This window comes from Micromonospora sp. L31, from assembly GCF_052068075.1.
In the GTDB taxonomy this organism is placed as follows: Bacteria; Actinomycetota; Actinomycetes; order Mycobacteriales; family Micromonosporaceae; genus Micromonospora; species Micromonospora purpureochromogenes.
On sequence record NZ_JBQHDC010000016.1, the window covers coordinates 69,992 to 95,279 of the forward strand.

Annotated in this window: 17 protein-coding genes and 3 pseudogenes; 6 read left to right on the forward strand and 14 right to left on the reverse strand. The window is 69.8% G+C overall.

What is annotated here, in order from left to right; translation table 11 throughout:
• Positions 1-343: 343 nt before the first annotated feature.
• Complete coding sequence (locus ACTMS9_RS28580; protein ID WP_441166455.1) at positions 344-3,361, reverse strand: M36 family metallopeptidase; 3,018 nt, start codon at positions 3,359-3,361, stop codon at positions 344-346.
• Positions 3,362-4,362: 1,001 nt separating this feature from the next.
• Here ACTMS9_RS28580 and ACTMS9_RS28585 point away from each other — a divergent pair.
• On the forward strand, positions 4,363-5,316 hold the full coding sequence (locus ACTMS9_RS28585) for an IniB N-terminal domain-containing protein (RefSeq protein ID WP_441166456.1): 954 nt from the start codon (positions 4,363-4,365) through the stop codon (positions 5,314-5,316).
• Between the two features lie 435 nt (positions 5,317-5,751).
• Positions 5,752-6,084, forward strand: coding sequence for a hypothetical protein (locus tag ACTMS9_RS28590; protein ID WP_441149423.1), 333 nt, complete (start codon positions 5,752-5,754; stop codon positions 6,082-6,084).
• Positions 6,085-6,629: 545 nt separating this feature from the next.
• Here ACTMS9_RS28590 and ACTMS9_RS28595 read toward each other — a convergent pair.
• The 3 genes and pseudogenes from ACTMS9_RS28595 to ACTMS9_RS28605 form a co-directional block, all read right to left on the reverse strand.
• Positions 6,630-7,787 (reverse strand): hypothetical protein, encoded by a 1,158-nt coding sequence (locus ACTMS9_RS28595; RefSeq protein WP_441166457.1) that lies wholly within the window; start codon positions 7,785-7,787, stop codon positions 6,630-6,632.
• Between the two features lie 49 nt (positions 7,788-7,836).
• Positions 7,837-8,388 (reverse strand): SigE family RNA polymerase sigma factor, encoded by a 552-nt coding sequence (locus ACTMS9_RS28600; RefSeq protein WP_441149421.1) that lies wholly within the window; start codon positions 8,386-8,388, stop codon positions 7,837-7,839.
• A 225-nt stretch (positions 8,389-8,613) separates the two neighbouring features.
• Positions 8,614-9,288: pseudogene (locus tag ACTMS9_RS28605) on the reverse strand (IS5 family transposase); the annotation flags it as partial.
• A 27-nt stretch (positions 9,289-9,315) separates the two neighbouring features.
• Here ACTMS9_RS28605 and ACTMS9_RS28610 point away from each other — a divergent pair.
• From ACTMS9_RS28610 to ACTMS9_RS28620, 3 genes are all read left to right on the forward strand, one after another.
• Positions 9,316-9,819 (forward strand): hypothetical protein, encoded by a 504-nt coding sequence (locus tag ACTMS9_RS28610; protein WP_441149420.1) that lies wholly within the window; start codon positions 9,316-9,318, stop codon positions 9,817-9,819.
• Positions 9,820-10,469: 650 nt separating this feature from the next.
• Positions 10,470-10,688, forward strand: coding sequence for an acyl-CoA dehydrogenase family protein (locus tag ACTMS9_RS28615; RefSeq protein ID WP_441149419.1), 219 nt, complete (start codon positions 10,470-10,472; stop codon positions 10,686-10,688).
• Positions 10,689-10,720: 32 nt separating this feature from the next.
• A complete protein-coding gene (locus tag ACTMS9_RS28620; protein ID WP_441166458.1) occupies positions 10,721-13,579 on the forward strand; it encodes a hypothetical protein in 2,859 nt (952 codons plus the stop codon).
• A 327-nt stretch (positions 13,580-13,906) separates the two neighbouring features.
• On the opposite strand, the gene ACTMS9_RS28625 is transcribed toward ACTMS9_RS28620, so the two are convergent.
• The 3 genes and pseudogenes from ACTMS9_RS28625 to ACTMS9_RS28635 form a co-directional block, all read right to left on the reverse strand.
• Positions 13,907-14,782, reverse strand: coding sequence for a bile acid:sodium symporter family protein (locus ACTMS9_RS28625; RefSeq protein ID WP_441149417.1), 876 nt, complete (start codon positions 14,780-14,782; stop codon positions 13,907-13,909).
• 341 nt (positions 14,783-15,123) lie between these two features.
• A pseudogene (locus tag ACTMS9_RS28630) lies at positions 15,124-15,363 on the reverse strand (hypothetical protein); the annotation flags it as partial.
• An 87-nt stretch (positions 15,364-15,450) separates the two neighbouring features.
• The gene (locus ACTMS9_RS28635; RefSeq protein WP_441166459.1) at positions 15,451-16,473 is read right to left on the reverse strand and encodes a hypothetical protein; all 1,023 of its coding nucleotides are present in this window, start codon (positions 16,471-16,473) and stop codon (positions 15,451-15,453) included.
• A gap of 116 nt (positions 16,474-16,589) precedes the next feature.
• Here ACTMS9_RS28635 and ACTMS9_RS28640 point away from each other — a divergent pair.
• Positions 16,590-17,243, forward strand: a pseudogene (locus tag ACTMS9_RS28640) (nucleotidyl transferase AbiEii/AbiGii toxin family protein).
• A 108-nt stretch (positions 17,244-17,351) separates the two neighbouring features.
• On the opposite strand, the gene ACTMS9_RS28645 reads toward ACTMS9_RS28640, so the two are convergent.
• The 7 genes from ACTMS9_RS28645 to ACTMS9_RS28675 form a co-directional block, all read right to left on the reverse strand.
• Positions 17,352-18,155 carry a sugar phosphate isomerase/epimerase family protein gene (locus ACTMS9_RS28645; RefSeq protein WP_280838595.1) on the reverse strand — a complete coding sequence of 268 codons (804 nt, stop codon included), beginning with the start codon at positions 18,153-18,155 and terminating at the stop codon, positions 17,352-17,354.
• Complete coding sequence (locus ACTMS9_RS28650) at positions 18,152-19,303, reverse strand: dihydrodipicolinate synthase family protein (RefSeq protein ID WP_441149415.1); 1,152 nt, start codon at positions 19,301-19,303, stop codon at positions 18,152-18,154. The genes ACTMS9_RS28645 and ACTMS9_RS28650 overlap by 4 nt, the downstream gene beginning before the upstream one ends.
• Positions 19,300-20,454, reverse strand: a complete 1,155-nt coding sequence (locus ACTMS9_RS28655; protein WP_280838593.1) for a Gfo/Idh/MocA family protein — start codon at positions 20,452-20,454, stop codon at positions 19,300-19,302. The genes ACTMS9_RS28650 and ACTMS9_RS28655 overlap by 4 nt, the downstream gene beginning before the upstream one ends.
• A 128-nt stretch (positions 20,455-20,582) precedes the next feature.
• On the reverse strand, positions 20,583-22,673 hold the full coding sequence (locus ACTMS9_RS28660) for a PQQ-dependent sugar dehydrogenase (protein ID WP_441166460.1): 2,091 nt from the start codon (positions 22,671-22,673) through the stop codon (positions 20,583-20,585).
• 38 nt (positions 22,674-22,711) lie between these two features.
• Positions 22,712-23,668, reverse strand: a complete 957-nt coding sequence (locus ACTMS9_RS28665; RefSeq protein WP_441166461.1) for a LamG-like jellyroll fold domain-containing protein — start codon at positions 23,666-23,668, stop codon at positions 22,712-22,714.
• Positions 23,669-23,774: 106 nt separating this feature from the next.
• Positions 23,775-24,524 (reverse strand): ABC transporter ATP-binding protein, encoded by a 750-nt coding sequence (locus ACTMS9_RS28670; protein WP_280838590.1) that lies wholly within the window; start codon positions 24,522-24,524, stop codon positions 23,775-23,777.
• On the reverse strand, positions 24,514-25,254 hold the full coding sequence (locus ACTMS9_RS28675; RefSeq protein ID WP_357915437.1) for an ABC transporter ATP-binding protein: 741 nt from the start codon (positions 25,252-25,254) through the stop codon (positions 24,514-24,516). Before ACTMS9_RS28675 ends, ACTMS9_RS28670 begins: the two co-directional genes overlap by 11 nt.
• Positions 25,255-25,288: the final 34 nt, after the last annotated feature.

The window sequence follows — 25,288 nt, forward strand, 5'->3', positions numbered from 1 at the left end:
TGCGCCGAGCAGGTCGTCGCTCCACCCGGGTACGCGGCACAGTTTGCTCTCAGCGCCTCCGCATTCGGTGATCCACTTCCCGCGGCACTTGACGCAGCCGCCGTCGGGGGCACCGCCCCGGACAGCACCGCCAGTAAGACGAGGGCGCCGGCGTGTGCGGGCCCGGCCCACCTCGTACGCGTTGGTGTCACGGCATCCAGCCCCCTTCGGGAAGCGGCAGCGCGGAACGGCGCGCAAGCTCGCCTGGGCCCTCTGTCGCTGACCGCCCGGAGGGATGGTGGCGGCCGGCTGTCCGGCGGCCACCATCCCGTACCCCCGGGGGTCTGGCGGAGGTGTGGTCAGTTCATTTGGTGTCGGTTGCGGTGAGGGTGAACGGGACCGCGGCGCCCAGCCACAGCTGGGTGAGTACGTATCGGGTTCCGCTCGGGATCGTGCCGGTCTCGTCGGCAGCCGAGGAGGCCGCCGAGCCGAGCAGGGTGCATGACTCGTCGTAGAAGTACAGGTCGAAGTCGTACGGGGTGGCGGTGTCGCTGTGCACGTGCGCCTCGTGGGCGCCGTCGCCGAAGCTGTCGGGCAGCTTGGTGACCCAGCCGTCCGCGCCCTGCGCCGGTGCAACGGGCACGGCACAGGCCGTCTTGAATGCGGTGGCCGTCACGCCGGTGGCGTCGTCGGCCGTGCCGGTGGACGGGTTGCCCGCGACGATCATCCCGGTGTCGGTCACCGGTTCGTCCGGCGGGGACGGCGGCAGCGGCTCGACCCCGGTGGCGGTCTTCGAAAAGACCTGCAGTTCGGCGCTCTGCACGTCCGTCTTGGTCTCGCCGAGCGCGCTGTCGGTCCAGAACCGCACGTACTGGGCCTGCACCGGCTTCGACAGGGTGAACTGCTTGTAGTGCAGGTCGGGCGCGGTGGGGCGCGGCGTCTGGTAGCCGAACGCGTCCGCCCGGGTCAGGGCGGTCTGCCAGTTCGTTCCGTCGGTGGAGGTCTGCAGGGTGAACCCGCGCAGCCCTTCGAATCGGGAGGTGGTGAAGGCGCTGACCTGGACCGACGAGATCTGCGCCGGCGCGGCCAGTTTGATCACGGCGTTGCCGGCGCCCCGGGTGGCCTTCCAACTGCTGGCCTCGGTGTCGTCGATCAGCCGTCCGGCGCCGGTCGTGGTGGCCGAGACGACGGTGGCGCCGTTGGCGGCGGACGCCAGGTTGGGTGCCAGCGCGAACCGCAACGCCGAGGTCTGACCGGCGGTGACCTTCACGCTCGGGAAGGTGCGGGCGCCGAAACCCTCGGCCGCGATGGTCACCGGGTAGGTGCCGGCGGACACCGGCGCGGAGAACCCGCCGTCGGTGGACGAGGTCCGCAGCGGAGTGACCCGCGCTTCGAACACGCCGAGGATGATCCGGGCGCCGGGGACCGGCTTGCCGGTGGCGGCGTTGACGACGGTGCCGGTCAGGGTGCCGTTACGGGCCGGGTTGACGTGCTCGTAGGACGGGGTGGGGTCGGTGTCGTCGCCGCCGTCGGTGGCGGCGTGCAGGCCCAGACCCCGCTTGGCGAAGGCACCGTAGACCGTGTCCACCAGGGCGGCGTAGTCGGACCTGCTGTGGTAGCGGTTGTCCAGCGCGGTGCGGATGGCGTCACGCATGTCGATGAACGACGGGTCCGCCGGGGACAGCGGCATCGCGTCGGTGACCAGCCGCGCGGCCATCTCACCACCGGCCGCCTCGCCGTAGCGGGCGACGAGGGCCTTGCGCAGGTCCCACAGGGTGGCCGTCCAGATCTCGCCGTCGGAGTGGACCTCGGCGCCGCCGAGGTCGTATCCGATGTCGCCGTAGCCGGTGGGGTTCTGGTCGTAGCTCCAGTTGCGGATGCCGCGTGTGGTGTTGCCGGTGGCGTGCTGGCCGACCACTGCGGTGGTGGCGAGTTTCTTGCCGTAGAGGTAGTTCAGCGCGTACCAGTCGCCCCAGCCCTCACCCATGGAGCCGGACTGGTGGGTGTTGAGGGCGTTGTCCTCACCGCTGACGTACCGATTCGACAACCCGTGCGCGTACTCGTGCTCGATGACTGACGCGTCGAAGTTGCCGTCCGAGTACGGTCCCTCGAAGGTGTCGTTGATCGGCTCCCACAGGAACATGCCGCTCCACGCCGGGATGCCGTCGGGCAACGTGAGCATGTAGGCGTTGTCCCGCCCGGTGTAGGTGGGTGCACCGCCGCTGGCCGCGCCGGCGTGCACCAGCCCGAGGACCGGATCGCCGCCCTGACCGCCGCTGGCGCCGTTGTTGGCCTGGAAGTTGCCACCGGACTCGGTGAAGCCCAGCGCCCGAAACTCATCGTGGATGCGGTTGTGGTGCCAGAACAAGTTCGTCGCCGCCGAGTCGAGGTCCTGGACGTAGCTCGGCGGCAGCGTCTGCCCGTTGCTGCGCGCCCAGTTGGCGGCGTAGGCGTAGTTGAACTGGGCGGTGGGGCTCACCGGGCGCGGCCCCTGGTCGGCGGGGACCAGGAAGTTCGAGTAGTTCGCGTACGTGTTGGCGTTGTTGCCGAAGGTCGTCGGCCCGGCGATACCCGCCAGGCCGGTGGGGTCGACGTATCCCGACGGCGACTGGGCGGTCGGCCCGAACGACTTGATGACCGGGGCCCCGCCGGCCGGCGCTCCGGGGTAGTTCTCGTAGACGGTACCTTCGGCGTCGCGCGCCACCAGGGACGCCTGGTACAGCGTCTCCCCGGTCGCCGCGTCCACGACCGTGTCCCACGCCTCGTCGAGGCCCTTGATGAACAGGACGCGGTAGGCGGGTCGGGCGCCGTCGCGGGTGGGGAACGCCGCCTTCTGCACGTAGGACTCACCGGCGAAGGGGCCCTTGGCGAAGACCTCGAAGCCGGCACGGTGCCCGGTCGGCTGCGCCGTGTAGGCCACCCCAGAGGCGAGCTTGCCGGCCACCCCCTCTACTGCCTGGCCGGCGGACAGCTTGTGCACTGCGTTGAGAGCCCCGCCGCGGGCGGAGTTGCCGGCGTAGGAGAGGACCTTCCCGTCGCTGGTCACGGCCACGCCGAGGCGCCCGCCGCGCACCGCCGGCAAGCCGGCGTACGTCTGCGCGAAGTTCACCACGTGCGTGCCGGTGCCGACGAGTTCGTGGTCCCGCACGACGGTCAGCGACGCGACGTCCACCGCCGTGAGGCCGAACGCGTCGCGGTTGGCGTCAATGAAGGACCGAGCCACCGCGATCGCATTCCCGGAGCGCGGGCCGGTGAGCCAGCCTCCGTCCTTGCGGATCGTCCGAGGCGTACCGAACCGCCGGTCCCAGCTGACCCGGGTACCGGCGCCCGCGACGGCGCTCAACTCGCGTACCGCGGCGAGTTGGGCATCGGTGGGCCGCACCGGGTCCGACGTACGGCGGACATCGAGCCGCTCGACACCGGATGACCCAACATCGACTACGGCCGAAGCGACCGATGGACTAAGTGTCAGGACCAGGGCGAAGGCCGCCCCGACGGCCAGCGGTGGACGGATACGCATGGAAGCTCCCTCTGGGGATTGAGTCATGCCTGCGTCGTGCCGGAGGTAGTAGCCCCTCCCAATGGACATCGACGCCGACGGCTGAAGCGCAACAACCATCGGCCAAACGCCAGCCCGCCGCCGATCACCAGCACGTCAACGACCCAGGCATACGCGGCACCTCTTGCGTCGAGTCGACCGCGGCAACCGGCGCGAACCGGCCCACAGGTACCGGTAAACGAGTCACCGACGGCATCCGACCGTCGCCTTCCTGTACCGAGACATGGTCACCGTGAGGGAGTGCCGCTCCGACGTCGCCGAGATCCACGCACGGCTGCCGCGCACGACGGCAGCCCTCTCCCGTGGGACCAGATGAAGCAGCGGCTGGTGTAGAGCAGCAAGCAGCCGTTCGGTAAGAACAGCCGGTGCATCGGCCGCGCGGACGGCGGGTCAGACCGATGGGCCGAGCCCTCAGGGCTTACAGGCTCACCCCTGCGTGCCGCATCGGGCCAGTGGCGGAGCTACCAGCGGATGCCACGAAGCGGTTTCCATGAGCCGGCATGGCGCAACGGCCTCGTAGCAAGGCCTCCGGGCTGTCATCGTCTGTCAGCCGATCGCCCCGGGGCCGCCCGTCAGACAGGCGAGCGCCAGTGTCATGGGAAGCCGAGCCGCTGTCGGCCCTAATCCAGGCGCTACCCCTCGGCATTTCGTCGCAAGAGCCCCTAATCCCCTAACGCCAACCGCCACCCATGCCCTAACCCGGCCGAATAAGGCTGGGGTGCAACCCCGATGTCCGATACCGCCGCTACGCCCTACGGTCGATCCCGGGTCCGGGCGATGTTGTCTGACACGTCCTAACAACACCTATCGAGGAGACCGGCAACATGAGTGCAAGCGCCAGCACAAATTCGACCGCCGACGTGAACCCGACCTCTGCTGCCGACTGGACCGGCAACACGGAGGCAACCGCCGATACGAGCGCGACCATCAACGTGGACTCCACCGCCAGCGCGGGGTCGACCGCCGAGATGGGCGCAGCCGCTGGATTGGTGTCGCCGCAGAGCCTGCAGGACTTCGTATTCGGCCTGCTCACGAACGTCGACGCCCGAGCGGCGTACGAGGCGGACCCGCAAGGGGCGCTGGACAACGCCGGCCTCAACGACGTGACCCCGGCCGACGTGCAGGACATCGTTCCGCTCGTCTCCGACTACGTTCCTGTACAGGGCATCACCTCCTTGCTTTCCGAAGACAGCCTCGGCGTCAGCGCGGCCACCACCGTCGACGGACTTGGGCTCAGCGGCGCGACCAGCACCCTCGGCGGACTCGGCGTCAGCGGCGTGACCGGCCACCTGGGCGGCACCCTCGACAGCACCGCCGGCGGACTCGGCGTCAGCGGCGTGACCGGCGACCTCGGCGGCACGGCGTACGGCGCCACCGGCCTGGTCAGCGACGTGACCGGCGACCTCGGCGGCACGGCGTACGGCGCCACCGGCCTGGTCAGCGACGTGACCGGCGACCTCGGCGGCACGGCGTACGGCGCCACCGGCCTGGTCAGCGACGTGACCGGCGACCTCGGCGGCACGGCGTACGGCGCCACCGGCCTGGTCAGCGACGTGACCGGCGACCTCGGCGGCACGGCGTACGGCGCCACCGGCCTGGTCAGCGACGTGACCGGCGACCTCGGCGGCACGGCGTACGGCGCCACCGGCCTGGTCAGCGACGTGACCGGCGACCTCGGCGGCACCGTGCACGGCCTCGACAGCGTCACGGGTGACGTCGGTGTACACAGCGACGCGTACGCCAGCGCGGACGGCGAGCTCCTGGGGGGCCTGCTCTGAACTAAAGACGCTCTGCTCAATGCGGAGGCGGGGAGGGCGCTCATTGCGCGGTTCCCGGCCTCCGTATTGGTTTACTTGGGGTCGAGAGTCTCCGGCCGGGCCGGCTGGCCACAGGCTAGGGGTACGGACATAATTGGCACTATGCGCGGGTATCGGGATTGGATCACCTCGCCAGGCACCACAAGGGCGGCAGCGGCTGCCGTTCAGAGGGGCGCTCCACAATCAGCATCAGTACGACAGTCCGGTTGCGTTATGTAGATGCCGATTGATGGACGAACGGTCCCGCGTCGGCGGTAGCGGCTGGCCCGTCGCACATGACGTGGACGCTGTCCCGCGCCTTCCGCCGGATTGGCGTGCCGGCCGCATCGATCCACTACGAGGAGTTCAACTTCAGCTGCCCCTGGCCGCGGGAATCCGTGCGATAGCGTGTGGCCCATGGGATCCGTGGACCTGGTCTTGGCCGTCGTGGTCGCCGCGGCCAACCTGGCCGTCGCCGCCGTACTGCTCGCCAGGAGCCGTGGCGGCACGGCGGTGCCCCGGATCTTCGGCCGCCCGCAGCCCTTTCCACGCCTGCGGGCCGCGATGCACGCCTGCCTGGGGCTGGGGATGGGCGTCGGCTGGCTCGTCAAGGACATCTTCCCGCCCCACTCCACGGGCGACATTGTGCTGTTCAACGTGATAAGGGTCCTGCTGGTGGCTGGCCTTGTCACCGCCCTGCTGGTCGCCTTCCAGCACGTGCGGCCCATTCGTGACAAGGCCACCCGCTAGCGCGGTGGCCGCTATGGATTCGTTATGTAGATGGCCGGTGATGCAGCCAGGCTGGTTTGGGCTGTTCGGCGTGTATGCAGGCACGGGAACGGCCGCCACGTGATCATCGTCGGCTTGTGGCGACAACTAAAAATCTTGTGGCGGCCGCTGGGCACAGCTTGGACGCAGACCAACATGGGCACTCTGTTCATCGGCTGTGATGGAGGTGGCAGGTCCGCGGCGGCCGGTCCCGGCGTACGCGGGGGCGAGGCCGTAGCCGACGTGGCGTTCTACCGCAGGTGAGGGTGGTGTGGCGTAGCCAGTGGGTACACGTTTCCTTACGCGGCCACCCACGGCAGCTGGTGGCCGATGCGTTTCCACAGCAGGTCGTCGGCGCCGTGCCGGGGGGCCGGTGAGGTAGGCGGCGGTGAGGCCGAGGTGGGCAAGCAGGTGTGGGCGGTGGTGGCGCGTCGGCAGCTCGTAAACAACGGAAGGACCCCCTCCTATCGCTTTCCGCACAGGAGGGGGCCCTTTCTAACCGGTCAGCGGTGGTCGAAGGCAACCGCTCACCGAAGGGCGAACGTGACCACGTTGTCGGTCTGCTTGGCGTCGTCCACGGGGTCGCGCTCGGTGTTCAGGCGCATCACCTGAGCGGTGCCCGACACGGTGCCGAGCTGCCCTGGGTGGAAGAGGCCGAGCACCAGCGTCTTCGTCTCGCCGGCCCGCATCTTGCCTAGCAGGCAGGTGATTTTGGTGGGCTTGATGTCGTTGCGGCCCACCTCCAGGCAGCCCGACCAACCCGCGCGCTCCTGGCGCACGTCACTGTCTCCGAAGTTCAGCCACAGGAAGGCGTAGTCCACGTCGGCGGGTCCCGCGTTGTGGATCGTGACGGTGGTGTTGCCGTGCCGCGTACCGTCGGCGGTCGGCTCGCCGAACGTAACGTCCGTGGCGGTGACCCGCAGGTCAGCCTGCTTCGCGGCAGGGAAGGTGGTCGGGCCGCCGGTCTGCTCGAACCTCTCGCCGGTCCACTCGTACTTCCGCCACTGCCACTGGATTGTCTCCGCCGATTCGCCGCCGCCCGGTGCGCTGTCGCCCACCTTGACCCGGACGCTCCCATCGGCGCGCGGATCGATCCCGGAGATCCAGCCGATCTTCTCTGCCGTGGGGGCGCCCACGATCCGGTCGGTCGCGACGACCCGGCCGAGCGTGACGATATTCCCGCTGTCGTTCCGGTCGAACGCCACAACCTGGGACTGTCCCGTCTGCAGGTAGACGCACCGGATGATCGCTATGGTCTCCTGGGCGCCGTCCCGGTCGACGTCCCCGTACTTGACCGTGGTCAGCCAGTTGTCTCCGTCCTGGACGCCCTTGTCGGACAGCCGGGCGCCGGCGTCCGCGCAGGGCGCGTCGCTCGCCCATGCCGGCAGGTCGACCGTCGCGGCGAGCAGTTGAGCCCGGCTGATTCGCCCGTCCGGGGCCGCCTGCGCCTTGGACGTAGCGCTCGCCGATGGGCTTACCGACGGTGCCTGGGTGGTGCCCGGCGTTGGCTCGGTCGAGGTGGCCGGCGCTGGCGGCGCCGGACCACGGCCGAGGGCGGCGTACCCGGCCGCCGGGCCTGCGATGAGGACGAGGGCGACCGCCGCTCCGGCCGTGACCGCGACCTTGCGGCGGCGGCGCACCGTCGTGCGTACGGCGTGGGAGCCGGCCGGCGTGACGTCGGCCATCAGCTCGTTGCGGTAGGCGGCGAATTGGGTGTCCAGGAAGGTGTCCTCGTTAGTCACGGCTCTTCTCCTCCTTGCGTTCGGTCAGGTGGGCGGCCAACGCCGTGCGGCCGCGGTGCAACCAGGACTTGACGGTTCCTTCCGCCACGCCCTCCTGACGAGCGATCTCCGAGACGGGCATATCGGCGAGGTGGTGCAGGACGACGGCCCGGCGCTGGTTGGCGGGCAGGACCGCAAGTGCGGCCTCCATTGCGACCCGATCCGGGCTGGGCCCGGGCACGTGCTCTTCGCGCTGACGACGCAGGAAGAGCTGGGCGGTACGCATCCGCCGCCACCGGCTGGTGGCCAGATTCCAGGCGACCTTGCGGACCCAGGCGGCCGGGTCGTCGTACCGGACGATCTTCTGCCACCGGGAAAACGCCCGGCAGAAGGCCTCCTGTACCAGGTCCTGGGCCTGCCCGAGGTCGCCGGTGTACGCGCATAGTTGCACCGTTATCCTCCGGAAGTGGGCCTGGTAGAACTCATCGAAGTCGATCTCGAGTGATTCCCGCCCGGCGCCTGGCGGCGGTGGCTCGTCGAGGCGCGGCGGCGTAGTCAATTGCACGATCCCTCCCCATGTCGATCCCGGCCACTGGCCGGGAGGCGCTGTTAACACGTGCCGCCCTCGGCATCGGTTGCAGGCCGAAGCCCTTGTGGTCGACTTGGTCGTGCAGCTGCCAGGAGTGCTCGGCGAACCCGCTGTTCCACGGCGCGGCCGACTTCGCCGTCCTACACGTATTGATCGACCGGCCGCAGCGAGGGCACCCCGACTCAGGCTGGTAACGGCTCCTTAACTCTTTGAGTGTTGGAGTCGGCGCCAGCAGTTGATGGCGCAGGCGAGGGTGAGGAAGGCTTGGTGGATGTCGTCGCGGATCTCCCAGCGGATGCGTAGGCGGCGGAACCAGTGCAGCAGGGCGATGGTCTGCTCGACGACCCACCCGTCGGGTGCCAAGGCTGGAGCCGTGGTCGATGCCGCGTCGGGCGATGACCGGGTGTGATGCCCTTGGCCCGCAACTCACGGCGGTAGCAGTCGTAGTCGTAGCCCCGGTCGGCGTAGAGACGCTCGGGTCGCTGCCGGGGCGGCCGCGGATGCCCTTGATTCGGGGGACCATGTTGACCAGGGGCATGAGCTGGGCTGACGGCGAGGGGGATGCCGCCCGCGTCGGTGATGACGTGGTGTTTCGAGCCTGGCTTGCAGCGGTCGACCGGGCTCGGACCGGCTTTGGGCCGTCCTTGAGCGCCCACACGTGGGAGCCGTCGATCACCGCCTGGGACATGTCCAACTGCCCGGCGGCCCGCAGCTTGCCCAGCAGCACCGCATGCAGCTGTTGCCATACCCCGGCGTCTTTCCAGTCCCGCAACCGGCGCCAACAGGTCATCCCTGAGCCGAAGCCCAGCTCCTGGGCAGGTACTCCCACGGGATCGCGGTGTAGAGCAGGAACATGATCCCGCACAACACCTTGCGGGGCTACCCGCAGCAGGCGTCGACCGATTGACTGAAGTTGACTTTTCAACCCATCACGCACTACCGATCACCCAGGTCACTGGCTCAGGCGGTACGGCGGAGTACGCCGAACAACGCGCCCGCATCCTCGGCGAGCTGCAACCGCCGGGGTCACCGATGAGTGTGGGGCAGCACAGCACGGCGCCGATGGAGTTCGCCGGGCATGCTCCGGATGCCTTGACCCTGCCGCGCTTGGATACCGGCTTCGCGGCGACGGCGGCGGTTTACTGCCAGCTCGATGTCAAGCGGCGTGCTGACGCCGGTCAGGACATGGTCGTCACCGAGAGCCGGGCCACCGATCTGACCGCACTGCTCGCGCTGCGTTTGCCCGACGAGAGCCTCACGGTTGAAGCTTGCACTCTGGAGATGCCCTGGGTGCCGAACCTGCTGCTCCTTGACGCGCAGGCCGATGGAGCCGTCCCGGCCTGCCGGCGACCGGCTGCGGCACGCCTCGCACCCAGGCGCAGGAGGCGGTACGCGATCTGCGGTTAACCCCCGTCACGGAAGCCGTCGTCAGGTAGACCGAGTCGAACCCTGCGACGTGCGACCGGCTTCTCCAGTATCCGACCGGCCCGGATGGACCGGTAATCCAGTACCTTGGCCGGGCGGCTCAGCGCGGTCGGACACCGCAGCCTGACGCCGTCCTCCCAACCTGCTCCCAATTTAAGGGGCAGAAGGGCGAAAGCCGGTTACCGGCCGAACCGGTGACGGGCTTTCTACCTGCCTATATTCACGGTGGGCGATACTGGGATCGAACCAGTGACCTCTTCGGTGTGAAACAGGACGCTGCACCGACTCTGACCTGCAGAAACATGAAGCTGCAGGTGGGCGTGGGTGCAGTTGAGCGCCGTTCGGTGCCGTTGGGCGCGGTTCAAGGCCGTTCAGGGCACCCTGATGCTCCCAACCCGCTCCCCCGATCCGGGTCTCGAACCCCGCTGCCACCGGTCGCCTTCGCCGATGCCGGTTCCGCAGGCGGTCGGTCATGTGGTGCCGGGTCTACCGGATTCGTCGTGACCAGTCCGGGCTTAAGCCAGTCGGTCCCTGACGCTCCCGAACTGCTCCCCGAGGTCGGATCACCGCCGCCTCACCCAGCGGAACCGAGTCATAGGATGCGAACAAGGTCGCGCATCGTGGCGAACTGAATGTCGGGGCGCGTCAGGCCCGCGCTAGCACTTCGAACACAGTGCTGCTCCGAGGCCCTCCAGGCAATAGTCGGCGAGATGGTGCAGATGCACGGCGGCCTGGTCATCACCCGGGAGCACGACGCCCACCCCTACCTGCGCAACGCATTCGCGTCCACTCAGCTGTTCGGCGCCCCCAGCACCCACCTGAACCGTCTGGCGGCGAAGTTGCTGCCCTGAGGATCTCGACGTCGGGTGGAAGAATTGCCGGCATGGCCGACCCGATCTCCATCGCCATTGCCGGGTTCCTCGCCGACCAAATTCGCCGCCGTGCCGAGGACAGCGCCTGGGATTTCGGACGGCGTCTCTTCCGCGGCGACCCGTACGAGAAGGAGCTCAGCGGCTCCCTGACCGAGTCGCTACGACGGGCGCTGCAGGTGGCCGTCGGCCTGGACCCGGGCAGCCCGGCGAACGATCGGGCCATCGACGTTCTCCTGCACCAGGCCGATGTGCGGCAGGCCTCCCCCACATTCGACCCCGGACAGCCGATGTTGCTGCAGATCGGGGCGATTATGATCGCTCAGATCGCGCTCATGCGCAGCGATGTCGAGGGTCTCGATGCGACGTGGGGGCCGACCAGCCCGCTGGACTCCCTCGAGGAGGAGCTCGGCGTCACCATCGACGACGAGACGCTGGCTCGGCAATGGCTCTCGGAGTTCGTCGCCGATGTCGAGGCCAACCGCCTCCGCGGTGGAGCGCTGGCCTACCTGGCGGTGCAGTTCGACGCGGAACGCAACCGTACGCAGGTCGACAAGCTGGCAGACCATCTTCGGCTGCTCGGAGCCCGGATAAACGGCTGGGACAACCGTCTTGCCGCGCTCCAGGGCACCGCGGCCGCCGCACCGATGCAGCGGATGATCGGGCACGTCTCGTCCGAGGACGCGGTCCGTGCGCTCGCCGCGACCCGGGCTCGCCGGGTGATCGACACACACCCTTTACTGCCGTCCCAGCCGGTGCGGGTACTGCTGTCCGACGGCTCCTCCGTCGCCGAGTGGATTACCACGGGCCGGGGACCGCTGTCGGTGACCGGCCACGCCGGCACCGGGAAGACGGTGGCGCTGGCCGTGGCAACCGTGGAACTGGCTAGCGCCGCAACCGTGATTCCGGTCTGGATGCACTGGTGGGACATCGCCGTCCAACTACCGAGCCTGCCAAGCTCCGAGGACTTCGAGCGGGCCGTGGTCAACGCGGTAGCGCCGGACAGCCTGGAGCTGCGGGACGCGCTGCTCGCCGACGTGGCGTCGGGGGGCGTTCAGCTGCTGATCGACGGGATCGACGAGACTGATGGAACCCGGGAGAGCACCGGCCGCAGGCGCGTGTTCCTGCAATGTCTCGTGCGCTGGCGTCATGAGCGGGTCGGCAACTTCGTGCTGGCCGGGCGCCCGGGGCCGTTGGAGTCGCCACTCGACGTCACGGCGATCAGCCTGGCCCGGCCGGATGCCGAGCAGATCCGCAGCATCGTCGCCGACCGGGTCGGAGCCGCTGACGCGCCAACGGTTGTCAAGCGGATCGAGCGGGGGCATCTCGACGACAATCTGCTTCTGATCAATCTGGCGGCGATGGCTGCGGCAAGCGACACCGAACGAACGTGGTCCGAGGCCACATCCTGGTCGAGCACGAGTTCGCTGGTTCCAGTCATCACCCGGACGCTGTGCGAGGGGAGCTGGCGGGACCGGGGTCTGCAGAACCCCGAGCGCGTCGTCGACGACCTGCTCGACGCGGCCGGAGTCGCGGCCTGGAACCTCGGCAAGGGCCGCAGCCCCGGACCGTTCACGCATCGGCAGTTCGTCGAGGCGCTGGGCGGCGACCGGGACCTGGCCTACCAGCTCGAGGACTACAGCAACCTGCTGATCGGCGGACCCCGACGGCTTCAGTTCGTCCACCGACTGGTGGCCGACCACCTCATCGCCCTGCACGCGGCACAAGACCTGAACCTGCTGAAGGCGACGCTGTCGGCTCGGTTCTGGGAGCACGACACGAAGTACCTCTTGCACGACGTCTCGATCATCTCCAACGAACGGGCCGCGTTGCTTGGTGCAGTGGCGATCGTCGCCGACGAGCAGGGACCGGCCTTCGATCGGGGCGCGGAACTGACGGCCGCGGTGGCGAACGTCGACGACTTCGACATCGACGACCCGAAGTGGGGGTCACTCCGGAACGACACATACGCCATCTGCGCCGCACGCCCAGAGTTCGCCGTCCGGCATCTGGCCACCTGGAAGCACTACTGGGCCGACGCCCGCCAACTCCTCGAGGCATGCCGCATACCGGCCGAGGCTCCGTTGACCGGAGACAGGTTCGACGAGCATGTGACGGCGCTCCTGAGCCGCATCGGCGGTTCTGACCATCCCGAAGCCCGGGTCGCCGCGGCGAACGAGCTCAAGTTGTGGCTCAGAGTCCGGCGCACCGGCCGGGTGAGCGGTGGTGTCGGCGTCGAGGACACATTCGCACCAACCGGTTCGGTCATCATGCCGACGCCCGAAAGCGACAAGAGCGAGTACCTGACGCTCTACAAACGTGAGTCGGCGACCTATCCGTGGACCGAGCGGAAGCCCGCCATCGGATGGCTCCTCTGCCGGCTGCGACCGACACACTGCGACCTGAACGGCGAGGATGTGTGCGAGGGCGGATGGTCCAACCGGTACGTCAAGAGCATCTACAAGCCGTTTGGGCTGCGCTGTGCCTGGGTTTCGGCGATGGCCCGGGATCGCGACTTCGTGCAGCAGTACCTGAACGCCGACGATCTGGCTGCGATCGTGACGGCGGACAGGTTCGAGTGGTCGCGAGCCCATGCCCTCGCCCAACTCGCCTTGGTCGACGCGCAGCGGTTCGCATCACTGCTCGAGGACTGGTGGAACGCGGACGACACGACCGCCGACGAGCAGGCCTGGGTGGTGAGCGAGATTCAGAAGCGCATCGAGTACGAGTCGATCGGTGCCGCGCTCGCCGCGATCGGCCCGTTCCTGCGTGATCCGAGTTTCCTCTCAGCGGCGGGCTTCCCGCCCGCCCACCCGTCGATGCTGGCCGGCAATTGGCGAAGCCACTGGGTCGCGGCGACGTCGCCGACCTGACCGATCTCGATGGGGGTGTTGCGTTGCCTGCGGACAGGGGGCGAGGCAGGCTTGACCGGTGAAGCTATCGCGTCGTGGTTCCTGGTCGCCGCCGAAGTCGGCGTTCGCTGGGTTCCGTTTCCCGCCCGAGGTGATCGTCGTCGCGATCCGCTGGTAATGGTTTGTGTCCGAGGGGCCACACGGACCAGTGCCCCACCACCGATGACGATCGGCCAGACCTTGAAGCTCACACAACTCTAGCTGTTTGGTGACCTCTTCGGGCTCGCCGAAGAGGTCGCCACGAGCGGACACCGGTCAGTCAGTGCCTCAGGTTGTGGCGGACCCGCCTCAGGTGGTGGCGGACCGGGTGCCGACGCGGGTCACGAGGTAGCCGAAGGCCGCCGCGGTGAAGAACATGACGATGCCGTAGACGGCCCCCGGGATCGCCATCTGGGTGCTGTTGAGCAGTGCCGGGTTGAGCGCGATCGTGATGGCCAGGGTGCTGTTGTGGATGCCGATCTCGAACCCGGCCGCCGTCGCGGCGCTCCGATCGACCCCGGCCAACCGAGGCAATCCGTATCCGATCGCGAGGCTCAGCAGGTTGAACGCGAGCACGGCCAGGCCGACCGAGACGAAATAGTCGGCAATGTTCTCGCGTTCGCCAAGCACGGCGCCGGCGATCACCGCGACGAGCACGACGATGGACAAGGTCCGTACCGGGCGGTTCAGGCGTTCGGCGACGCGGGGCACCCGGGCCCGGATCAGCATGCCGATCGCGACCGGGATGAGCACGATGGCGAACACCTGCAGCACCTTGTCGAACTGTAGGCCGACGCTCCTCCCGTCGGCCAGGAAGTGCCCCGCCGACAGGTTGACCACGATCGGCAGGGAGAACAGGGCGAGCACTGAGTTGATGGCGGTCAGGGTGATGTTCAGGGCCACGTGCCCGCCGAACAGGTGGCTGTAGAGGTTGGCCGTCGTGCCGCCGGGGGAAGCGGCCAGCAGCATCATCCCGACGGCCAGTTCCGGCGGTAGGTTGAAGGCGAGAACTAGGCCGAAGCAGAGCGCCGGCAGCACCAGCACCTGGCACACCAGCGCGATGGCGGCGGCCTTCGGGTGTTGAGCTACCCGGCGAAAGTCCTCGATGGTCAGTCCGAGACCCAGGCCGAGCATGATGATGCCGAGGGCGATGGGCAGTCCGATCAGGGTCAAGGCTGAGTCCATGACATGACATCGTTACCACCCGGTAACGCCCTCACAATCCCCCATGTGGCTGGGTACGGCCGCCAGCGGCCGAAGACGCCGAGCTCGAATAGGGCGTAGCCGTACCGGGTCAACGCCCGCTGAGTGCAGTAGATCCGTACGCACCGGGCGGCGCCGGTGACCGCGACGTCGACACCGCGGGAGTGTGACGGTCACGCCCGGACGAGCGTGCCAAGTCAGCTCTTGACCGCAGAAGGTGATCGGCTTAGCTTCATCAATCAGGAAAGTCTTTTTACTGATTTCCCTCCATCCCTCGATGGGAGTGCCGATGCGACCATTCCGTCACCGCCGCCTCACCGCAGAGTGACGAGCCGGCGCGCCCGCAACACCCGGGGCAGGTGCCGGATCAAGGCCGCGAGGACAGCTCGGTCCGCCCAGTCCAGTCGTGGCCTCGGATGCTGCCGTCGCAGGACCGCGTTCTCGTGGCGCAGGACAAGGATCTCCACCTCCTTGGCCGACGGTGTCCGGGTGAACAGGATCAGCCAACCGGCGACCCGGCAGAACACGAGATACAGCGGACGAAATCCTACGATCACGATCATCGCCCACGATGCAAGGCATCGCGTTCACCCAGTTCAGCGACCTTGACCCAGTTTGGTACCCCACAGGCCGTGAAGCTGCCGGCTTGTTTATCTACGGGTACGGGACCGCCGCAATGGTGTGGCATTCCGCTCCGTGGACGAGATCGGAAGGCCGGGAGCTACAGCCCAGCGGCGTCGAGTGTCTTGAGAAACGTCGGTCGGCGTTTGTGCTCGATGCGCAGTTCCGCCAGGTACCGCGGGAACGCTGCGGGTTCTCCGGTCGCCTGGTACACCGCCCCCAGCGCCGGTAGTAGGGCGACGGCCCGCCGGTAGCGCCGCTTGTCGGCCGAGTTGAGGATCGCCTGCTCGACGTAGGTCCCGGTACGGCTGGATCACCTCCGCCGGATACGTCACGGCCCGTCGCTCGAGCAGAGTCTGCCACTGCGCCCCACCGATCGACCGCCGATGGTGCAGGGCTTCGTGCCAGGCCTCGTCGTCACGGCCCACCGCCAACAGCACATCGACCAGCTCCGAGGCGCACGCCGGCTGCTGGGCGACCCGCTCGCGCAGCACCCCCACGGCCCACCCCTTTGGATCGTCCCCACCGACCACCGCCACTGTGTCGACCAGCGATCGGTACGCCATGGCGGTGGGATGCCGGGCGAACTCCTCCCGCCGGACCCGCACAGCACCCTGCGTGTCACCGGCGGCGACGAGCATGTCGACCAGGACGTCACGGAGCCGGTCCATGTACGGCGAGCCCTCGTTGGCGGCCACGCCCCGCCGGGCCCAGTCGACCGCATCGTCCCGGCGCCCAGCGGCACGTAGCGCCTCGGCGATCCGTTGGTACTGCACGGCACTGGCCAGGTGCTCGGCCAGCACGGTGACATACCGGTCGACGTCGCCCGACACCTCGGCGAGCTGCTCGCGCAGGTCACGCACCGCGAACGCACCGGTCCACGACTGCCGGTCGGCGGTGAGTGCCCGCTCGGCGACCAGTCGCTCCACCTCCGCAATACCCCGCTCCCCGAGCGCGGGAGCGAACTCACTCAGCAGGACACGGGGCCAGCCGGGACCGTCGCACTCCAACTTCAGGCTGATTCGGTCGCGGACCTGTGCCGGTGGTTGCACGGCCCGACTGTGCGCCGCTTGTGGCCAAGCTTGTGGCTCCCGGCCCGGCTGCGGGCGTTGTGGCAGGCACGCTTTCCCGAGCTGACCACGCCGCCCCAGGCGCTGGCCGGGTAGGAGTGGATCAAGTTCACCTCCGCCTGGCGGAGATCGGACTGCGGGTCGCTGCCCGCTACGGGTTCGCGTTGGCCAGCGGCTACGCCGTTCAGGCCCACGGCATCCTGGACCGGCCGAGCAAGGACATCGACCTGTTCACGGCGTGGGAGCGACGTGGCGAGTTCGCCGCAGCAGTGGACGCCGTCGTCTACGGCTACCGCGACGGCGGGTAATCCGTCGAGGTGACGCAGCGGTTCGACACCTTCGCCCGGCTCGCGGTCACCGATCCCGCTCAACCTGAGCATCCGTACAAGGTCGAGCTGGCGGCCAACTGGCGCGCGTTGCCGCCGGTGATGATGGACGTCGGGCCAGTGCTGCACGCCGACGACGTCGTCGCGGGCAAGATGTCCGCCCTGTACACGCGAGCCGAGCCTCGGGACTTCCTGGACATCGACGCGGCCCTCATTACCGGTCGCTACACCCGGACGCGGCTGTGCGAGCTGGCCGAACAGTCCGACGCGGGGTTCGACCGGCGCGTCCTGGCGGACCTGTTCGGAATGTTGGAGCGCTACCCGGACCGGCGTTTCGCCGCCTACAACGCCGACCCCGCCCACATCTGCGAGATGCGCAAACGCTTCGCGCAGTGGCGCGAAGAACTCACCGCCAACCTGCCCTAGCGTTGTTTGAAAGGTGCGAGGCGCGTGCCCTGGTGGCGGTACCGCCACCGCAGCCCTGTATCAATGGATGCGTGACGGCCGGGGCGGCGCCGCGCCGATCGGCGGCGCTCAGGCCACGTGGGCGAGGTAGCCGGCGACCGCCTCGTCCAGCACCTCGCGGCCCGGACGCGACCACACCTCCTCGGCGAAGACCTCCACCTCGATCGGGCCGGCGTACCCGGCGGCGTCCACGGCCTCCCGGAAGCGGCGCAGCTCGACGCAGCCGGTGCCGGGCAACCCCCGGCCGAGCAACACCCCGGCCGGCAGCGGCGTCACCCAGTCGGCCACCTGGAAGCAGGCGATCCGGTTCTCCCGCCCGGCCCGAGCGATCTGCGCCCACACCTGGTCGTCCCACCAGAGGTGGTAGGTGTCGACGACGACGCCGACCGCCTCCGGCGGGTACGGGTCGGCCAGGTCGAGGGCCTGGCCGAGGCTCGCGACCACGCACCGGTCGGAGCAGAACATCGGATGCAGCGGCTCGACGGCGAGTCGTACGCCCGCGGCGAGGGCGTGCGGCACGAGCGCCCCGAGCGCCTCGCCGACGTGCGCCCGGGCGACGTCGAGGTCCCGGCTGTCGGCCGGCAGCCCCCCGGAGACCAGCACCAGCACCGGCGCGCCGACCGCCGCCGCCTCGTCGATCGCCCGCCGGTTCTCGTCGAACCACCCGGGGGCGTCGAAGAACCCGCCCCGGCACAGCGAGGTGACGGTGAGGCCGGCGTCGCGCACGCGCGCCGCGGCCTGCTCGATGCCGTACGCGGCCAGGTCCTCGCGCCACAGCCCCACCCCGGAGACCCCGGCGTCGACGCAGCCCGCGACGAGTTCCGGCAGCGGCCACCGCTTCGTGGTGGCCGAGTTCAGCGCGAACCGCTTCACTGCGTCACCCCCACGGTGGTCATGAACGACCGCGCCCGGTGCGCGGCCAGCTCGGCGTCGGGCAGCAGCCCGGCCGCGTCGGCGAGCCGGATCAGCCGGGCCAGGTGCACCGGCGACCGTCCGGACTGGAGGCCGCCGACCATGGTGAAGTGGTCCTGGTGGCCGGCGAGCCAGGCCAGGAACACGATGCCGGTCTTGTAGTAGAACGTCGGTGCGCCGAACAGGTGCCGGGCCAGCGGCAGCGTGGGCGCGAGGATCTCCTCGTACGTCGCCAGGTCGCCGGCGTCGAGCGCGCGCAGCGCCGCCGCGGCCGGCGGCGCGATGGCGGCCAGCACGCCGAGCAGCGCGTCGGAGTGGCCCTCGCCGTCGCCGCGGATCAGGGCCGGGTAGTTGAAGTCGTCGCCGGTGTAGAGCCGCACCCCGGGCGGCAGCCGCCGGCGCAGCGCGACCTCGAAGTCCTCGTCGAGCAGCGACAGCTTGATGCCGTCGACCTTGCCGGTGTGCGCGCCGATCAGCGCGGCCACCGTGTCGGCGGCCCGCGCGGGATCGGGGTCGCCCCAGTAGCTGGCGAGGGCCGGGTCGAACGCAGGGCCCAACCAGTGCAGCACGACCGGGCCGCCCGCCTCGTCGAGCAGCCGGCCGTAGACGTCGAGGTACTCCTCGGCCGAGCGGGCCGCCGCGGCCAGGTGCCGGCTGCACATGAGCACCGGCCGGGCCCCGGCGTCCTGCGCGTCGGCGAGTTGTTCGGCGTACGCCTTGCGGATCTCGTCGAGGGTGGCCGGACCCGCCGGCAGCTGGTCGGTGGCGACGCCCGCGCAGATCGCGCCGCCCTCGGCCCGAGCCGCACGCGCCGAACGTCGCACCAGCTCGCGCGCGGTCGGGTAATCCAGACCCATGCCCCGCTGGGCGGTGTCCATGGCCTCGGCCACACCGAACCCGTACGACCAGAGGTGCCGGCGGAACGCGAGCGTCGCATCCCAGTCCACGGCGGCGGGCGCACCCGGCACGTTCTCCGCCCCCGGGTCGGCGACGACGTGCGCGGCGGCGTACGCGATCCGGCTGGTGAAGCGGGCGCCGGGCGCGGCGTGCTCGCGCCCGGCGCCGGAGAGGGCGAGGGGCCCGTCGGGCAGGGTGACGGTGGTGCTCACGAGGACAGCTCCGCCACCTCGAGGCGCCGGCCCTCGCGCGCCGACCGCAGGCCCAGCTCGGCCAGCTGCACGCCGCGCGCGCCGGACCACAGGTCCCAGGTGTACGGGGCGTCCTCGGCGACGTGCCGCAGGAACATCTCCCACTGCGCCTTGAACCCGTTGTCGTACACCTCGTTGTCCGGCACCTCCTGCCACTGGGCCCGGAAGTCGTCGCTGGACGGCAGGTCGGGGTTCCAGACCGGCTTCGGGGTCGTGGCCCGGTGCTGTACGCGGCAGCCGCGCAGCCCGGCGACCGCGCTGCCCTCGGTGCCGTCGACCTGGAACTCGACCAGCTCGTCCCGGTTGACCCGGACGGCCCAGGACGAGTTGATCTGCGCCACGATGCCGCCGTCGAGTTCGAAGATGCCGTACGCGGCGTCGTCGGCGGTCGCCTCGTAGGGCTGGCCGTCCTCGTCCCAGCGTCGCGGGATGTGGGTCGTGACGTGCGCGGTGACCGCCCGCACCGGGGCGAAGATCTGCTCCAGCACGTAGTGCCAGTGCGGGAACATGTCGACCACGATGCCGCCGCCGTCGGCGGCCCGGTAGTTCCAGCTCGGGCGCTGGGCCTCCTGCCAGTCTCCCTCGAAGACCCAGTAGCCGAACTCGCCGCGCACCGACAGGATGCGGCCGAAGAACCCGCCCCGCACCAGCCGGTCGAGCTTGCGCAGGCCGGGCAGGAAGAGCTTGTCCTGCACGACGCCGTGCCGCACGCCAGCCGCGTCGGCGGCCCGGGCCAGATCGACCGCGCCGGAGAGGGTGGTGGCGATCGGCTTCTCGGTGTAGATGTGCTTGCCCGCCTCGATGGCCAGGCCGATCGCCTTCTCCCGCTCGCTGGTGACCTGGGCGTCGAAGTAGATCGAGACGTCCGGGCGGGCCAGCGCGGCGGTGAGGTCGGTGGTCCAGTCGGTCAGCCCGTGCCGGGCCGCGACGTCGCGCAGCTTGGCCTCGTTGCGCCCCACCAGGACGAGCTCCGGCCAGAGCCAGCCGCCGCCGCCCAACGGTACGCCGCCCTGCGCACGGATCGCCAGCAGGGACCGGACCAGGTGCTGCCGGTAGCCCATCCGCCCGGTCACGCCGTTCATGACGATCCCGATCGGGACACGTGCCGTCATCGTCTCACCCTCCAGGTAGGCGCTTCCTCCGGCACCCGACTCCTCCGGGTGCCGCAAACCTCGTCCCGGTCTCCCCGGGGACCGCCGGCGGGGACGGCGACGTTGCCGCCGCCCCCGCCGGGTTGGACTCAGGCCGGCGCGCCGGTCACCGTCAGGTGACGCAGCCGGCCGACGTTGTCGAACGAGCCGAACCCGACCCGCCCGGAGCCGAACGTGGTGTCCTTCGCGGTCATCAGCGGGTCCTTGCGGCCGTCGACGTACACCGCGATCTCCCCGGTGGCCGGCAGGTGCACGACCCGCACCTTGTGCCAGTCGGCGTCGGTGACCGCCGGGTTGGCGCCGCGGGACCGCCCGTTCCACTGGTAGTCGATGCGCTGCCGGTCGGCGTTGTTGACCTTGAAGATGCCGTTGTGCGGCAGGATCGTGTTGTCGGTGGAGACGTGGGCGTAGTAGAACTCCGTGTCCGAGCGCCAGCCGAACACGATGATCACGTCCCGGTTGCTGACCTCCACCGGCGTGTCCAACCGCACGTCCGCCTCGATCTCCGCCGAGGACCACTCCGGCCCGTCGGTCACGACCGCGTACTCGAACGGACGGCGCGGACCCGGCCGGCTGTCGCCCGCCTCGGCGAGGATCACCTCGTCCTTGTCGAACTGCCACTTCGACGGGGTCACCGGCGCCCAGCTGTCCGGGCCCGAGGGCTTGTGGAGCCTGGTCTTGCCGACGTCGCCGCTGGCGAACTCCTGGGTGTCGGTGACCTTCCAGATCTTCCCGTTGGCCTTGGCGAGGATGTAGAGCTCCCCCGCGGCGTCGGTGCCGAAGCGCAGGTCGACCCGCTCCGGGTTGCCCGGCGCGCCCGGGCCGGAGAGGTCCTGCATCCGCACCGGGCTGCCGGCCGCGTTGAACAGGGCCAGCCGGTGGATCGGCGCCAGGCCGGCACCCCGGCGCATCTCGTGCGCCTCGGTGTAGAGGACCTGACCGTCGACGAGGTCACCGAAGACGTACTTGCCCTTCAGCGCGGGCAGCTCGTTGCCGCGGTAGACGAACCCGCCGGCCACCGCGACACCCACGTCCGAGGTGCAGTTCCACCCCGGTGCCGGGTTGTGGTCGTACGCGGCCACCGGGTACGTGTAGCCGTACTGCGCGTCGTCGGCGGGCAGCGGGTAGAGCTTGTTGCAGGGGTTCGTGGCCGTCTTGTCGAACCGGAACGCCCCTTCCCGCTCGCTCCAACCGAAGTTGTCGCCGGCGCGCACCTCGTAGATCGCCTCAATGGCGTGCTCGCCGATGTGGCCGAGGAACATCCGGCCGGTGGCCGGGTCCCAGCTGAACCGGTGCGGGTCGCGGAAGCCCACCGCGTAGATCTCGCCGAGCGCGCCGGCCTGGCCGACGAACGGGTTGTCGGCCGGGATGCCGTACTTCCCGTTGGCGGAGTTGGTGCCGTGCGGGTCGATCCGCAGCAGCTTGCCGTGCGGCATGGCCAGGTTCTGCGGGTCGGTGTTGCGGACGCCGAGACCGCCGTCGCCGACGGCGAGGTGGAGCAGCCCGTAGTCGCTCTGGCCGGGCTTCGCCGTGGGGTTGAAGTTGATCTCCTGAATGCCGTGGACCTGGCCGCCGAAGCCGATCCGCAGCACCTCGCGCCGGCTGCCGCCGAACGTGTCGGCGGCCGGGTCGGTGGCCGTCCACTCGGTGATGACACCGTGAAAGAGGACGTTCGTCTGGGCGTAGTCCGGCACCTTGGTCGTTAGCGAGGCCTGTTCCGTGTGGATGGTGTAGAACCGGCCGTTGGTGCCGAACTCCGGGTGGAACGCCACGTAGCCGAAGCCCTGCCCGAGCCCGCGGCCGGAGAAGAACTGTGGCGCGAAGGTCGCGGCCACGTCGAGGTAAACGTGCGGCACGCCATCCTTGACGAGGTACAAGTTGCCGTTGAGGTCGGGTACGGCGCGGCGGCCGGAGCCGTCGGGCAACTCCATGATGGTGTTGATCCGGGCGGTCCGCATGAGCCGCTGGTCGACCGGGGCCGGGTTGGGGAACGACTGGGGGAAGCTGACGTACTCGGAGAGGACCAGCCCGAGCCGGGACTGGGTGGGCATCTCGCGGACCGGGTCTAAGACCGGGTCGGCGGCCCGCGCGGGGCCGGACACCAGGGTGGACAGGACGAGGGTGGCGACCGTGAGTCCGGCCGTCAGCGCGGATCTGCGGATGTTGCCGATACTGCGCACGCGGGTCTCCTTCTCGGTGGGGACGGTGCCGAGGGTGGTCAGCGAGCCATGTAGCGGTATTGCTTCTCGACGTCGGTCGCCGAGGCGACGCTGTCGAGGAACATCAGGGCGTCCATGCGGCAGTCGCACGGGTTCCGCTCCAGCGTGTCCTGCGGGAAGCTCCCGCCGATCTTGATGCCCCGGGGGTCGGAGGCGGTGGTCACGTGCGGGCCGGGCCCCGACACGAGCCACAGGTCGTCGGTACGGGTGTAGAAGCCGTCCACCGGCTGGCCGTTGCGGTAGAGGGCCATGGCGCCGGTGGTGAAGTCGAAGGTGGCGGCGAGGTGCACCCACTCCCCCTTCGGCAGCAGGGTGCGCCAGTCCTCGCTCGCGGCGAAGGTCTGCGAATTGCCGCCGTCGAGGCGCCGGCCGAGCGCGACCAGGCGCAGTTCCCCGTTGACGTCGATCAGTTCGAGCAGCGCTCGGACGCCGTGGCCGTCGGAGTCGCCGGTCAGCACGCCGGCCAGCCCGATCGCGTTGAACCGGTCAGCCGGGTTGCCGGTGGTGGAGTTCAGCGCCGGGCCGTCCATCTCCCGCTTGAACCAGCCCATCACCGTGGTGCCCTCGACCCCGCTGAACGCGCGCAGGGTACGTACGCCGCTCGCCGACCAGATGCCGGCCTTCCAGTCGTCGTTGCCGGCCGCGGCTGGGTTGACCTGCCGGGTCTGCAACGCGTTGCCGCTGCCCGGGTAGGCGTGCTCGGCCACCCGCATGTCGGGGCCGCCGTTGACGAGCTCGATCTCGGTGCCGGAGCGGCCCTGGTCGCGCTCGAGCGCGGCGTCGCCCTCCACAGGGTGGTCGAAGTCGTAGAAGGCGACCAGGTTCGATCGCAGGTGCGGGTGGACGTCGCGCGGGTGGTTCCGGTCCGCCTGCGCCGGGGGTGCCCCGGCGCCCGCCAGCACACCGGCCGCCAGCAGGGCGGCGGTGGCGACGACGGCCCGTCTGGCTGTGGTCATCGCGTACACCTCATTTCGCGTTGCGAGCGGGGGGACGCAACCGCTTTCGGAAGCGCTTACGTGCGTGCATTCGAACTGCCTGGTTGTGCCGCTGTACCTGAGGGTGTTACCGCTTGGGCGAGACCGGTGGCTCGGCGGGCCGGCCGCCGAGGTAGAGCTCGCCGAGTTGGGGGTCGGCCAGCAGCTGTGCCGCCGGCCCGGAGATGTGCACGCGCCCGAGGTCGAGCACGCAGCCGAGGTCTGCCGTCTCGAGCGCCCGCCGGGCGTTCTGCTCCACCAGCAGCACCGCCGTGCCGGCGTCGCGCATCCGCACGACCTGTTCGAAGACCGTGGTGGTGGCCTTCGGGTCCAGGCCCATGGACGGTTCGTCGAGGAGCACGACCTTGGGGTTGACCATGAGCGACCGGGCGAACTCCACCTGCTTCTGCTGGCCGCCGGAGAGCAGCCCGGCCAGGGAGTTCCAGCGCTGCGCGACGACGGGGAAGACCTCCTTGACGAAGGCCGTCCGTTCGGCGATGAGCGCCTTGTCTTTCAGGGTGTAACCGCCCAGAAGCACGTTCTCGGCCACCGTCATCTCGCGGAAGACGCTGTGCCCCTGCAGGACGTGCGCGACCCCCGAGGCGAGCATCCGCTGCGGGCCCTGACCGGTCACGTCCACGCCCCCGACGAGGATCCGCCCGGAACGCGGCTTGAGCAGCCCGCTGGCGACCTTGAGGACGGTCGACTTGCCGGCGCCGTTGGGCCCGACGAGGCAGACGATCTGGCCGGCCGGCACCGAGACGGTCAGGCCGCGCAGCACCGGCGCCGCGCGCCCGTAGCCGGCCTGGATGTCGACGAGTTCGATTTCAGACGCCAAGGTAGGCCCCCAGCACGCGTTCGTCGGAGCGGATGAGCGACGGCGGGCCCTCGGCGATCGGGCGGCCGCGGTCGAACACCACGATGTGGTCACTGACACTCATCACCAGGTCCATGTTGTGCTCGACGATCACGAAGGTCCTTCCCTCGGCGTTGAGCTCGCGGACCAGGGAGCCGATCCGGTCCAGCAGCGCCGGGTTGACGCCGCCGGCCGGCTCGTCGAGCAGTACGGTCTCCGGGTCGCTCATCAGCACGCCGGCGAGTTCCAGCAGCTTCTGCTGGCCCCACGACATGTTGCGGGCCTCCACGTCGGCCAGGTGCTCGATGCCGAGGCGGGTGAGCCAGCCCCGGGCCCGGTCGACCTCCGCCCGGGCGCGAGCGCCGCGCAGCTGGCCGGTCAGGCCGGCCGGGCGGACCGCGGCGAGCACGTTGTCCAGCGCCGACATCCGGGGGAACACCCGGCACAGCTGGAAGGTACGCCCCACGCCGGCGCGGACGATGGCGTGCGGCGCCTTACGGGTGATGTCCCGCCCCCGGTAGGTCGTCTGCCCGCTGTCCGGACGGATCATCCCGGTGACGCAGTTGAAGAACGTCGTCTTGCCCGACCCGTTGGGCCCGATCAGCGCGTTGACCTGGCCGTGCCGGAACTCGACGGTGGCACCGTCGAGCGCCACCACACCGCCGAACGCCTTGGTCAGGCCCGCGGTCGCCAGGCTGCGTACCTCGCTCATGCCGTCACCTCCCTGCGGTCGGCGACGGCATGAG